The sequence below is a fragment of the Undibacterium sp. FW305-107 genome (assembly GCF_058788535.1).
Map to the genome: position 1 here is coordinate 525,463 of NZ_JBYTAV010000003.1, position 13,177 is coordinate 538,639.

General features: G+C 49.3%; 8 protein-coding genes. 3 read left to right on the forward strand and 5 right to left on the reverse strand.

All coding sequences use genetic code 11. The annotated features are described in order from the left end of the window. Positions 1-47 precede the first annotated feature (47 nt). From AC3WQT_RS09415 to AC3WQT_RS09425, 3 genes are all read right to left on the reverse strand, one after another. Positions 48-1,241, reverse strand: a complete 1,194-nt coding sequence (locus tag AC3WQT_RS09415) for a trans-sulfuration enzyme family protein (protein WP_492703600.1) — start codon at positions 1,239-1,241, stop codon at positions 48-50. After that, complete coding sequence (locus tag AC3WQT_RS09420) at positions 1,238-2,623, reverse strand: pyridoxal-phosphate dependent enzyme (RefSeq protein ID WP_492703601.1); 1,386 nt, start codon at positions 2,621-2,623, stop codon at positions 1,238-1,240. The genes AC3WQT_RS09415 and AC3WQT_RS09420 overlap by 4 nt, the downstream gene beginning before the upstream one ends. Before the next feature lie 953 nt (positions 2,624-3,576). Continuing rightward, positions 3,577-4,911 (reverse strand): MFS transporter, encoded by a 1,335-nt coding sequence (locus tag AC3WQT_RS09425; protein WP_492703602.1) that lies wholly within the window; start codon positions 4,909-4,911, stop codon positions 3,577-3,579. Between the two features lie 868 nt (positions 4,912-5,779). Between AC3WQT_RS09425 and AC3WQT_RS09430 the strand changes: the two genes are divergently transcribed. Both AC3WQT_RS09430 and AC3WQT_RS09435 read left to right on the forward strand, forming a co-directional pair. After that, positions 5,780-7,150: a GH1 family beta-glucosidase gene (locus tag AC3WQT_RS09430; RefSeq protein ID WP_492703603.1), complete on the forward strand. Its 1,371-nt coding sequence runs from the start codon at positions 5,780-5,782 to the stop codon at positions 7,148-7,150. Between the two features lie 92 nt (positions 7,151-7,242). After that, complete coding sequence (locus AC3WQT_RS09435) at positions 7,243-7,989, forward strand: DUF6882 domain-containing protein (RefSeq protein ID WP_492703604.1); 747 nt, start codon at positions 7,243-7,245, stop codon at positions 7,987-7,989. 70 nt (positions 7,990-8,059) lie between these two features. On the opposite strand, the gene AC3WQT_RS09440 is transcribed toward AC3WQT_RS09435, so the two are convergent. Continuing rightward, the gene (locus AC3WQT_RS09440) at positions 8,060-8,536 is read right to left on the reverse strand and encodes a cache domain-containing protein (RefSeq protein WP_492703605.1); all 477 of its coding nucleotides are present in this window, start codon (positions 8,534-8,536) and stop codon (positions 8,060-8,062) included. Between the two features lie 226 nt (positions 8,537-8,762). Beyond that, entirely contained in the window at positions 8,763-11,192 is a 2,430-nt protein-coding gene (locus AC3WQT_RS09445) for a TonB-dependent receptor (protein WP_492703606.1), read from the reverse strand. Positions 11,193-11,570: 378 nt separating this feature from the next. Between AC3WQT_RS09445 and AC3WQT_RS09450 the strand changes: the two genes are divergently transcribed. Continuing rightward, complete coding sequence (locus tag AC3WQT_RS09450; protein ID WP_492703607.1) at positions 11,571-13,151, forward strand: tryptophan halogenase family protein; 1,581 nt, start codon at positions 11,571-11,573, stop codon at positions 13,149-13,151. The last annotated feature ends 26 nt before the right edge of the window (positions 13,152-13,177 follow it).

The window sequence follows — 13,177 nt, forward strand, 5'->3', positions numbered from 1 at the left end:
CAATATAAGCCCGGTTATTTATGCCGGGCTTGTGAACTACTTTTTAATCAAACCGCATCTAGCGCAGACTGCAAATCCTGCCTCAAATCTTCCACATCTTCTATGCCTACCGACAGGCGTATGAATGAATCGGTGATACCCAGCTTGGCCCTTTGTTCTGCCGGGATCGTTGCATGCGTCATGATGGCTGGATGTTCTATCAGGCTTTCTACGCCACCCAGGCTTTCGGCCAGGGCGAATACTTCGCAACGTTCGAGGAAGCGGCGTGCGCCTGCGAGGTCAGTATCAAGCTCTATGGAAATGATGCCGCCAAAGCCATCCATCTGTTGTTTGGCCAGCTCATGTTGCGGGTGGCTTTCCAGGCCAGGGTAATACACTTTCCTGACCTTGGGCTGCTTTTCCAGCCAGCGTGCCAGGTCCAGGCCATTCGAGTTATGGCGTTCAACACGGATGTTGAGTGTCTTGATGCCGCGCAGGGCGAGGAAGCTGTCGAAGGGACTGGCTATTGCACCAACAGAGTTTTGCAAGAAGCCCAGACGCTCGCGCCAGTCTGCCTGATGGGCTTCGCCACCAACGATAGCGATACCACCGATGATATCGGAGTGACCATTCAGGTATTTGGTCATTGAGTGGACGACGATATCAAAACCCAGTTCTAGCGGACGCTGCACTTTGGGGCTGGCAAAAGTATTGTCAGCTACGGCGATGATATTGTGCTCGCGGCAGATTTTTGCAATCGCCCGCAAATCGGCCAGTTTCAGCATGGGGTTGGTCGGTGTTTCTACCCACAGCATTTTGGTGTCGGGGCGTATCGCAGCCAGTACTTCTTCTGGCTTGGTCATGTCCACATACGTGAACTGCAGGCCAGCGCTGCGTTTGCGTACGCGTTCAAACAGACGATAGCTGCCACCGTACATATCGTCACCGGCGATGATATGGGCGCCGCTGTCGACGATTTCCAGCACTGTGGCAATCGCTGCCAGACCGGAGGCAAAGGCAAATGCCTGCGCGCCGCCTTCAAGGTCAGCTACTGCACGCTCCAGCGCCCAACGGGTGGGATTGTGTGAGCGGCCATAATCGAGGCCCTTGTGTACGCCAGGGCTATCCTGGACGAAGGTGGATGTCGCATAGATAGGCGGCATGATGGCGCCCGTAACCGGATCGGGGAATTGCCCGGCGTGGATGACACGCGTGCCAAAGGCTTGCGGATGAGTAGGCTTCTTGTATTCGGGATAGCTCATGAAAGTGTCCTGCGCATATGGTTAAGAAGATCAAAGCGGGTAATCAGGCCATAAAACTGCTTTTCCGGTTTGTTGGCTGCAATGATGGCGACCAGACCTCGGTCCAGTGTGCTGCGCAATGCGGCGATGCTGGCATCCGGTGCCAGGGTTTCTATCTGGCTGGTCATGGTGTCTTCTACGGCACTGCGGAACAGGCTGGCATCGGCAGATACTTTCAACAGCAGGTCTGATTCATCAATGATACCGATAATCGCGCCATCGCGTATGACAGGCAATTGCGAGATATCGGCACTGCGCATGCGGTTGAACGCCACCATCAGGGTGTCGCTGGCATTAACGCTGATGACGCCACCTTCATCGAAGCGGCGGCTGATGATATCGCGCAGATCGTTGTAGTTTTTACGCTTGAGCAAGCCCTGGTCTGTCATCCAGTTATCGTTATATACCTTGGACAGATAGCGTGTGCCAGTGTCGCAGACAAAGGTGACTACGCGTTTGGGCGTAGTCTGGGCGCGGCAATAGCGCAGTGCTGCGGCCAGCAGGGTGCCGGTGGAAGAACCTGCCAGTATGCCTTCGGCGCGCAGCAGTTCACGTGCCGTGCCAAAGCTTTCAGCATCGTCGATGGTATAGGCGTGCTTTACAGCGCTGAGGTCGGCAATGCCGGGGATGAAGTCTTCACCTATGCCCTCGACTGCCCATGAGCCGCTGACTTCATTGATATTGCCTGTCTCTACGTACTCAGTCAATATCGAGCCTTTTGGATCGGCCAGTACAAATTCCAGCTCGGGCTGGACTTTGTTGAAATAACGCGTCAGGCCCGTCAGCGTACCGCCAGAACCTACGCCGACGACGATGGCATCGACTTTGTGGTCAGTCTGTGCCCAGATTTCTGGTCCTGTCGTGGTTTCATGCGCGAGCGGGTTGGCTGGATTGTTGAACTGGTCGGCAAAGTAGGAGCCGGGTATTTCCCTGGCCAGGCGTGCAGCATAGTCCTGGTAATACTCTGGATGCCCTTTACCGACATCAGAGCGTGTGATGTGGACTTCTGCACCCATGGCTTTCAAGTGCAGGATTTTTTCTGTGGACATCTTGTCCGGTACCACCAGCACCACGCGGTAACCCTTGGCACGCGCCACCAGTGCCAGGCCCAGGCCGGTATTACCAGCCGTTGCCTCGATTACGGTACCGCCTGCCTGCAGGCGGCCTTCACGTTCTGCAGTTTCTATCATTGACCTGCCTATGCGGTCCTTGATGGAGCCGCCAGGGTTTTGTGATTCCAGTTTGAGGAATAATTCACATGGCCCTGTGTCAAAGCGGGTAACCTTGACCATGGGCGTATTGCCAATCAACGCAAGTACTGCGGGATCAGTTTGTTTTGTCATCTTAGTGTGCTCCTGGGTGCATACAATAGGGGTGCAACAGGTTTAGCATTTGTTTATGAGGCAGCTATGCTAGCTATTTCATCTCCTGAGGCTAAGGAATTTTTCCAACTAAGCATAGTTGGAAAATGGTTTACTTGCATTTGGGTAAGGCTATTTTGAGGTCAAAGTGGCAAGTATGGGGATAGTATAGCCATAGTTTGGGAAATTGTTGGGGTATATGCGGTTTGCTTATATCAAAGCCTTGTGTATTTATGTTTGGCGTAGATTCTTTATTGAGGCACTGAGGATTTACTGTAGTTTTATGCTATTCGTCAAATCGCTCTGATATGAAGTTGGAGGGTGCCTGGCTTTGGTGGGTAGATTGATCAGTGCATAACGGCAATCTATATAGCGTCATTCCAGCGTGTTTTTGGCTGGAATCCAGTGGCGTTATTAGTGTACCGAGAGGTCTATTAATTTCAGGCTTGAGGGAGTTTATGGATTAGATTTTAAAATCCGTATACGTAATTTGCGATTGCAGGCCGGTGGTAGACCGGCAGCTACACACCTTTTTGCTTCGCCAAAAAGTTGTGCCAAAAAGGCGACCCAGGCGTCGCTGCCCCTGTGGGGTTCCCTTTGCTGCATGACAAAAAATGGGAAAGTCCGAAAACTCGCTACGCTCGAACATCGGACTTTCTATTTCCATTTTCTGTCATGCAGCAAAGGCATCGACACATGGGAACTGCGAACTTCAAAAGCAACGGCAACACCAAGATCAACGGCAACACCAACGCGACCTTGATTTATATTTCTTTGATACTGGTGAAGAGTCTATATAAAATGAATTTGTTCACTTTATCCACAGCCCGCAAAAGTAAATGCCGCACGAGGCGGCATTGAAAGTGGGGGACTTGTTACGTTAAAGCGTGAACGGTTGGGACGAGCCGCTTTTATTTTATTGTGTGCTGATCATTTCAGGATCCTGGTGACTCTTCCTTTTGATGGAAAGGCGCAAACCAGCATACCGCAAAAGAGGGGATAGTAGCCAGCATGACGAAGATGAAATAATTTGTATAGCCCAGCAATTGCTGTAAATGGCCGCTGATGACGCCTGTGACCATCATGCACAGGCCCATGAGACCGGTACCGAAGGCATAGTGTGTCGTGGTGTATTTGCCAGGGGCTAACTGCTGCATCAGGTAGATCATGAAGCCGACTGAGCCAAAGCCGAAAAAGAATTTTTCGATGGCAACACCGGCGGTGATCAGCCACAGGCTTTCTGGCTGGAAGATGCTCATCACCAGAAAGCTGGCGTTGGGTATGTTCACGGCGCAGCAAAGGATGAACAGGGTAGGTTGCAAGCCACGTTTGGCGACAAACCAGCCACCCAATAAAGAGCCCAGTAACACGGCGATCAGTCCGTAAGTGCCATAGGTCAGACCCAGCATTTCATTCGACAAGCCCAGACCACCTTTGGCGACAGGATCAACCATGAAGAAGGGGCCGATTTTTTCGAGAAATCCTATGCTGAGACGGAACAGGAAGGCAAAGCCTATCATCAGCCAGACATCGCGTTTCTGGAAAAAAGTGACGAAAGAATCGCGCAAGATGAACAGGGCTTCGCTGACATTGGTTGGTGTGTTTTCTGCCTTCGCACCATCAGGCATGGTACGTAAATGCCAGGCTGCCATGAGGGCGATGATGCCTGCCACAATCAGGAAGATGACGCGCCAGGCATCCATCCAGTCAGCGCCGAAAACCTTGGGGTCATGATGAAAAAAATCAGTATGCAGTTTGCCACTTAAATAAACCAGTCCACCTGCCGCAACGATGGGGCCTATATTCCAGCTCAGGCTCTGGATACCGCAATATAGTGACTGCGCCTTACTATCAAGCGAGGTGACGTATACACCATCTGCAGCAATGTCTTGGGTAGCGCCGAGGAATGAAATGATCCAGAACAGGCTCATCAGTATCAGCATGTAGTTGGGCAAGGACATGACCAGGGTGACGCCGACAAAACCGACAGCAATAATCAACTGCGTGCAGATGACAAAGAATTTCTTGGTCTTGTACATTTCTACAAAAGAAGCGAACAAGGGCTTGATGGTATAGGCGAGGATAAGGTAACTCGCATATTCAGCGGCCTTGCCATTGTCCATGCCCATGTTCTTGAACATGATGGCGCTGACATTAGTCAGCATCATATATGCCAGTGCCATCGTAAAGTAGGTCGTTGGCACCCAGAACAACGGGGATTTCCGGACGGGCTTTGCCGGGGGAATATTGATTTCTGTTTCAGTAATCATGGGCTGCACGCTTCTTTTCAAGTGGGCGGCATGCCTGCTGGTCTTAATTATTTCATCGCCCCAATGTATGCGATGCATAGTTTTTTGACGCTCACTCGCAGGTCTGCTTATGCCAAATTATTCTTATAGACGATTTGGCTAAAACTTACTGACAAAGGAGTTGGCAGGCTGTCTCGTTAATTTTGTAATTGAGTTTTAATGGAATCAGTATTCAGTTCTATTTATGAAAACCTTTTCAAGCGCAGAATAGCATGAATTTTTAATGTGACGCACGCCATAAACAAAAAATTTTATAAGCACATAAAAAACTGTCCCATGATTTGAGCAGCTAATATCCACAAAACATACATGTTTGCAGGGCTTTTCTAGCTATGAGGCTTAAGATTTTTGACTTGAATTTATGTTGTAAGCGAGTCAGCGCAAGAAAGTATCTTTAACTCAGTTTTTGAAATCAGTTGAAACTGATTTCAAAATAAATTGTGAAAAAATAATGGGAATGGCATTTTGAAAATTTCATTTTTCACATTAATCCAAGATGTTTTCATAGGAAAAGATATAAATTGAAAGAGCAAGACGTTGACAGGCTAAATATCCGGTGATAAATTCCGGTTTGTGAAAACGTTTTCATCTGATTGGTAAAAAAAATCTTTATTTTGATTATTTTGGTGATCAGGCTGAAATTTGGATTTTGGCCCTGATTGATGATCAAAGAATCAGTTTTTATCTTGATTTGAAAACGTTTTCAGTTTAAATGCATGCTTCGTTGAATTTGGGCGCCTGAGTTTGGCTCAAGCTGCAAAAGAAGAATGGCTGACCAGCAGCTCAGTTCCTCAGCTACGAGGCATAGCGATATATAAAAAGAGCATGAATGCTTAAAGCGAACTTATCCAAAAACCAGACCATGACTAATCTATCAACGATGCCTGAATTTTCCTCCGCTTTTACCTGGGGCGTTGCCACCAGTGCCTATCAGATAGAAGGAGCTGCCAATGTTGATGGTCGTGGACCCTCGATCTGGGATACCTTTACCCATACACCCGGCACTATCATTGATGGCAGCACAGGTGACGTGGCTTGCGATCATTACCACCGCTATGCTGAGGACGTTGGCATCATCGCTGATCTGGGATTAAAGGCTTATCGTTTTTCAGTATCCTGGTCACGTGTGCAACCGTTGGGTTATGGTGACTGGAATGAAAAAGGTTTTGAATTTTATTCTAACTTGCTGGATAAACTGGAAGAACATGGCATTGCTGCCCATTTGACTTTGTATCATTGGGATTTGCCCCAGGGCTTACAAGATCTGGGTGGCTGGTTGAATCGCGATACCTGTTTGCGCTTTGCTGAATATGCGGCAGAAATAGCGCGCCGCTTTGGTCACCGCGTTGCCAGCATCGCTACCCATAATGAACCCTGGTGCACAGCCAATCTTGGCTATGGCAATGCCCAGTTTGCGCCGGGTGTAGCAGATACTGCGCTGGCAATTCAAGTGTCGCATCATCTTTTACTGTCGCATGGCCTGGCCTTGCAAGCCATGCGTGCCATCAATTGCCCGGCCAAACTGGGCATAGTGCTGAACCAGTGGCCAGCCATGCCAGCCACCGACTCAGCTGCTGATATAGCACAGGCAGAATGGGAATATGCACGCTCTGTGCAATGGTTCATGGACCCAATATTCAAGGGTACTTATCCGCAAAAAGCACTGGATCGCATGGACATGAGCAAGTTCCATGTGCATGCAGAAGACATGGATATTATCCGTCAGCCCCTGGATTTTCTTGGTGTGAATTATTATTTCCGCGCTTTTGTCAGCACCGATAATCCACCCAAGCAGCCGGACGGCAAGCTGGGCTTTAGCGACATGGGGTGGGAAGTTTACCCATCCGGCATGACAGACTTGTTGCTGAAGCTGCGTGCTGAATATCCTGCCTTGCCACCGATTTATATTACTGAAAATGGCATGGCAGTAGCCGACAAACTTGAGGGGGGCAAAGTTCATGATGAGCAGCGTATCAAGTACCTGCAACTGCATTTTCAGGCAATGCATGATGCGATAGCTGGTGGTGTCGACGTGCAAGCTTATTTTTACTGGAGCCTGCTTGATAATTTTGAATGGAACTCAGGTTATGCCAAGCGCTTTGGCCTGGTCTATCTGGATTATGCGACACAGCAGCGTACCTTGAAAGACAGTGCATATTGGTACCGTGATTTTGTCAGTGTGCAGTTGCAGGATAAATGAGTTCTTGCCTATTTTTCCGGTAAAAAGTAAATAGCCAGATCTGGTTTTTCCTGTTAATTTCAGGTTTTCAAAAACGAATACCTGAATTTCATATGGATGAAGGACTGGAAGAATCAGATGAGCTTGAATGCGCACGGCATGGCAAGGCGCACACGACTTATGTATGTGAGCACTTGATAGCCCAGGCTGTGCAAAAGTGGCATTGTGATTACCCTGATGCTGACAATCCCTGGCCGGATGCCTGGTGTGCAATATGTGACGTACATTACCAGGCCGAGGGTGAATGGAATGAACGTAATGAAGACCTTGTGCCCATCAAATTGCTGTGTCACGGCTGCTATGAAGATGCACGCTCTGCCAGTCTGAACAGGATTGAGGGAGAGGCACTCGCTACATGGAATAATTTTCTTGATACCTGTTATGAAGACTTGCAAAAGAAAACTGAGCAGTTGAATCAAGAATTTGACCTGGGTTCTCATCAGCGTTATGACTGGGATCAGGTAAAAGGGGAGCTGGCCTTTTCCAATGATGGCGTAGCAGCTGTCGTCGCCAAAATAGATTTCATAGGTTCTTATTCCTCCAGGACAGACACATGGCTGTGGGCCTGGGCAAACTTCCATTTGCTTGAAAATGTAAGAACCCGTGTGCAGGCAGTGCGTGACTTTGGTGAGGTGCAGGACTATCCATGTCTGACTACACCGAAATGGACGGCAGAAGAAGTGAATGCCTGGGAAATGGCTGCAGTTGCTGCCCATGTACTCAATGCCAGAGGTATTTACCGCAGTCCACGCGAAGGCGGTGCCAGCTTTTTACTGATACGTGAAATCTCAACAGCCTGAGATAGTTACAGATGAGAATGGCGATGAGATTGCTGAGGCGCATTTATGCTTGCGCCTCAGACAGAAACAGTTACTTGTAAATTCCGCAACCGATCAAGACATCACCCACACGTTCAATATAGGTTGATTTGGGTTCCATCATCTTGGTGGTGGGATTTGGCCATTTATAGTCTACCCAGCCGTGTCCGGTTTTGCTGTTGGCAACATCCAGAAAGCTTTTGACGATGGGCATGCCATCGGCATCTTTTAATTCCAGTAAATTCTTACCCACCATCTTGGCATTGGCACCATGTGCACGGTTGATACCGTCGCCATTGGTGTTGTAGACAAATACATATAAATCTTTGACGACAAATTGACCGGTGGGGTTATTGAATTCGGCATAGGCCTTGTCTTTGCCATTTTCTTTCAAGTAGGTTGCAGCGCGTTTCACCAGGGCTATAGCTTCATCTGCAGTCCCCTTGTCAGCGGCGACAGAGACTTGGCTCAGTGCCAACATGGAAAACCCGGCAACTGCAAGCAAGGATTTGATAAATATTCTTCGCATCTTGATCTCCTGTTATTAAAAAATACATGGCAAGGGGAAGCTTTGTGGTGCTTGGCCAGAATTCATTCTAATGGTGAATTTACATAATGCAATGTTTGTAATTTGCACTTGTGTTAAACAATGCTAAAACGTCTGTTTTTAGGGTGGATAAAGAAAAACCCCGGCCACTTGCGTGGGCCGGGGGATTTACAGGTTTGAGTTTAGAGTTTGCGATCAGTATTGGTATTTAGAAATCAATACCAACATTGACGCCAAAGGTACGCGGCGGCAGATACTGCGCTTGCCATGGACCATTGGCATTCATGGCGCTGGTCTTGACTTTATTGTCACCAACATTGCGGACAAAGAAGTCTGCATACCAGCTGGATTTGCCTGTGGCTTGATAACGCATGCCAAGATCAGCGCGGGCATAGGCTTCCTGTTTGTCGCCGTCTCCATAATTGAAGACGCTTAACCAGGTTTCTGTCTCATAATGCAGGCTGATGCGTGGTGTCAGTGTGCCTTCATTCAGATGGAAGGTGTGCTGGTACAAGACCTGGGCAGAAAACTTAGGCGTATGCGGCATGGTATTGCCTGATACATCCAGGCAATTGCTGATGCCAGGCACTTTACATGCGGGCAGCGCATAGTCATTCGAGCCGCCTATCAAGTTGCCAAGCGTAGCCTTGGCGATGGCAATAGTGACTTGCAACTTGTCATCCTTGCTGAGTTTCGCTGCCAGCTCGGACTCAAAACCATACACCGTTGCGCCATCGGCATTCGATGTCTGCAAGCCGCGGGTGCCATCCGGTGCGGTGACTGGCGCACTGAACTGGAAGTCCTTGAATTTGCCATAGTACAGCGCATTATTCCACCTGACTGTGCCACCCAGCAAAGTGCTCTTGGAACCAAGTTCAAAGTTGGTCAGCGTCTCAGGTCCGTAGGTTTTGCCGCCATCTTGCAAGCCACCAGATTTATAGCCAGTGGAAATGCTGCCGTAGACCATATTGTCTTTATCGATGTCGTGTGAGATGCGCAGCAAGCCTGTCACCTTGTTGCCGCTATAGCTGCCATCATTGAAGGAATAGGGTGCAAAGTTGGAGTTGGCAGAAGCAGGATTGACATTCGGTGTAATAGCCGCCTGGCTTAGTTCAGGCTTGCCCGAGAAGCCATAGCCGCGGCCATCGACATTGGTGCGCTTGTCCTGGGTGTAACGCAGGCCGCCAGTGATATGCGTGTCATTGCTGGCATTCCAGGTTGCCTGGCCAAAGGCGGCAGCTGTTTCTACTGTTTCCTTAGGCTGGATAAAGGAACCCTGCCAGCCTACTGTGCCCTGGTAAGTACCATTCAGGATAGGAATATCAAAACGGATATCATTGGTTTCTGAACCATAGTACAAACCCAGTTGCCAATCCACATCACGCGTGCCCATGGATTGCAGTTCTACTTCATGGCTAAAGTTTTTATAGTTGGATGAAACGGTATTGTTTGCCTGCATGCTGCCACCAGAGGTAAAGCTGGTAGGTGCATTGGCACCACCGTCCTGATCAAAGCGAGACGAGCCACTGAACTTGGAATAACCACCGATGTAAGTCAGTTGCATATCCTTGTTTACGGCATATTCTATGCGGCCCCGGATAGCATCGCTGTCGCGTTCAGTGAAGGGGGCTGTATCGATCAATGCTGACCAATGGTTTTGTCCTGCACGTGGCGTTTGCAGCAAGTTCATCGAGGGCGTGCCACGGTCTATGAATTTTTCATATGACAGATCGATCTTGGTGGCAGCGTTAGGCTTCCACAGCATGCTGATACGTGCAGCAGTCTGGTCTTGCGCGCCATATTTGGGGCCATCCTGCACAAACAAGGCGTAGTTGATAGGCTGGAAGGGAACTACCGTGCCGCCGTTTTTCAGATAGGTGGCGAAGGCTGTTTTCTGGCTATCCAGTGACAGCATGGTCGGGGCCTGGTAATCGACATAACCATCATGTTTCTCATGCGCATAGGCAAAGCGCAAGGCCATTTCATTGCTGACCGGGATATTGAAAGCGCCACGGCTGCCAAAACGCTTGTAGCTGCCCAGACCACCTTCTACCGAGCCAGAACTTTCGCCAATTTTTGGTTTGGCAGTTTGCATATTAACTGCACCAACTGTGGCATTACGCCCCCACAAAGTCCCTTGCGGGCCGCGCAAAACTTCTATGCCTTCCAGGTCAAACAGGAGGGACGTCGCTCCTTCCGGGCGGGGTGCATAGATGCCGTCAATAAACAGCGCAACTTCGGGATCGGCGTATTCAGTTTTGGCGCTGTCATTACCAATGCCGCGCATGGTCATGGTAATCACACCATGATCACCCTGGCCAGTGGCCTGAAAGCCTGGTACCAGGTTGACCACGTCCTGTACATTTTGCACGTGTGCGTCTTCCAGTGCGGCAGCGTTGATAGCTGTGATGGCAACCGGGGTTTTTTGCAATGACGTGGCGCGCTTGGTGCCGGTGACGATGACTTCAGAAATGGTCGTGCTTTCGCTATTGGCCTTGGTTTGGCTGGCGGTCGTTGGTGCCGGTGCAGGCGCTTGTGTTTGCGCCTGGGCTGCGCCCATGCTGGTGATCAGGGTAAGGATCGCCAGTTGTATAGGTGTGATCGCGACTTTCCGGGTCGCAAGATTGCGGATTTTCATATGTCTCCTGTTACAGGTTGGGTTGGTTTTTTTGCTCTGATTAAACCATAACGTTTTTGAAAACGTTTTCTTATTGGTGTTTCTTTGATTTTCTTTTGAAACCGTTTTCATAATACATAAAACTTGAATTCTGTGTCAAACAGAAAATGATAACGTTTTCAAAATGTTGTAATATAAGCCGGATTGAGATGAAAACCATTGTGCAATGCGTAGTCTGCATCCCTGATTGATTTGCAATAAACGGGAATTGATTGCCGTCCAGCTAGTTGGTTTTCAAGGTGTTTGCATGTCACTGCCGCTGATATTGCTACTGAAACATACCTGAATGCCATGAAGCTATTTACTCTTGACCGCAGCTAAACTGAGGAGCTTGCTCAAATGAAAGCCATAAAAAGTGTATTGATCGTAGGTGGTGGCACAGCTGGCTGGCTGACTGCATGTTTCATGGCCAGACATCTGTCATCTTCCAAAGAGGGGGAGGGTATACAGATACGCCTGGTCGAGTCAAAAGACATAGGCATTATTGGTGTTGGTGAGGGCAGCTTTCCTTCGATACGAGGTACGCTGGCGGCGATAGGCATAGATGAGGCGCGCTTCATACGGGAGTGTCACGCTACCTTCAAGCAGGGCATACGCTTTGATCACTGGGTCAGGCCAGCTGGTAGCCCGGGTGTTGATCATTACTTCCATCCTTTCAGTCATCCCAGCCAGCGGGGTCCGGAATTATTGCCGTACTGGCTCAAAGGTCTGGCTGCGCGCGATGGTCAACAGCCAGCTTTCGCTGATGCAGTGACCATGCAAAAATGCATAGCAGATGCATCACGCGGCCCCAAGAGATTTGCCGACAAAGACTTTTTGGGACCGATGAATTATGCCTACCATTTCGATGCTGGCCGTCTTGCTGCATTATTGTCTGAGCATGGGCAGTCACTCGGGGTGAAACAAATACTGGGAACAGTAGAGCATGTGCAACTCAATGATGATGGAGCCATTGCTGCCGTGCATACGCAAGATGGCCAGGTGCTGGCGGCAGATTTGTTCATTGACTGCACGGGTTTTAGCGCTGGCCTGATTGGCAAGACCCTGGGGTCGCCATTCAAGTCTTTGAATGATGTGCTGTTTGTAGATCGCGCCCTGGCCTTGCAGGTACCTTATGCAAAGCCCGATGCGCCCATAGCTTCTTACACCATTTCAAGTGCGCAGGAGGCAGGTTGGATATGGGATATAGGTTTGCAGCAAAGACGGGGTATCGGTTATGTGTTTTCCAGCCGTCATACTGACGAGGCGAGGGCAGAACAAGTCTTGCGAAAATATATAGGCCCGGCTGCTGAAGGCATGACGCCAAGATTACTGAAGCTCAATGTTGGTTACCGTGAAACCCAGTGGATAAAGAACTGTGTGGCCATAGGTTTGTCGGGTGGTTTTATCGAGCCGCTGGAATCATCAGGCATAGGCTTGATAGAAACAGCTGCATACTTGCTGACCTATCTGTTCCCATTCAATGGTGAGTTTGATGCTGTGGCAACCCAGTTTAATCAGCATATGAAAGCGCGTTATGAGCGCATCGTTGATTTCGTCAAAATGCATTTCAGCTTGAGCCAAAGAGCAGACTCTGCATTTTGGCGTGATAACAGGGATGTGGCATCCATTCCTGAGAGCCTGCAGGAAAAACTGAAGATGTGGAGTTGCCGACCACCGCACCGTATGGACTTTATCGCAGACCTGGAAATGTATCCGCCATCAAGCTGGCAGTTCGTTTTATATGGAATGGAGTTCCAGACTGACATGGCTAATAACAAATTCGTGTATCCGCAAGAGCAGGAGGCCGCCCAGGAATTTCAGATGATAGCCCAGATGGCGCAGCGCGCCCTGGCTGACTTGCCTGATCACAGAAAACTGGTTGAGCACTTGTGCAAGGCGGCATCTCCGCTTCCTTCTGTACTGGCAAGAAGGGCTTGATGGCGTTCAATACTACGCTTCTATGG

Coding starts and splice junctions, on each gene's coding strand:
- AC3WQT_RS09450 (WP_492703607.1), top strand. CDS start 11,571: ATGAAAGCCATAAAAAGTGTATTGATCGTAGGTGGTGGCACAGCTGGC.
- AC3WQT_RS09435 (WP_492703604.1), top strand. CDS start 7,243: ATGGATGAAGGACTGGAAGAATCAGATGAGCTTGAATGCGCACGGCAT.
- AC3WQT_RS09425 (WP_492703602.1), bottom strand. CDS start 4,911: ATGATTACTGAAACAGAAATCAATATTCCCCCGGCAAAGCCCGTCCGG.
- AC3WQT_RS09415 (WP_492703600.1), bottom strand. CDS start 1,241: ATGAGCTATCCCGAATACAAGAAGCCTACTCATCCGCAAGCCTTTGGC.
- AC3WQT_RS09440 (WP_492703605.1), bottom strand. CDS start 8,536: ATGCGAAGAATATTTATCAAATCCTTGCTTGCAGTTGCCGGGTTTTCC.
- AC3WQT_RS09430 (WP_492703603.1), top strand. CDS start 5,780: ATGCTTAAAGCGAACTTATCCAAAAACCAGACCATGACTAATCTATCA.
- AC3WQT_RS09420 (WP_492703601.1), bottom strand. CDS start 2,623: ATGACAAAACAAACTGATCCCGCAGTACTTGCGTTGATTGGCAATACG.
- AC3WQT_RS09445 (WP_492703606.1), bottom strand. CDS start 11,192: ATGAAAATCCGCAATCTTGCGACCCGGAAAGTCGCGATCACACCTATA.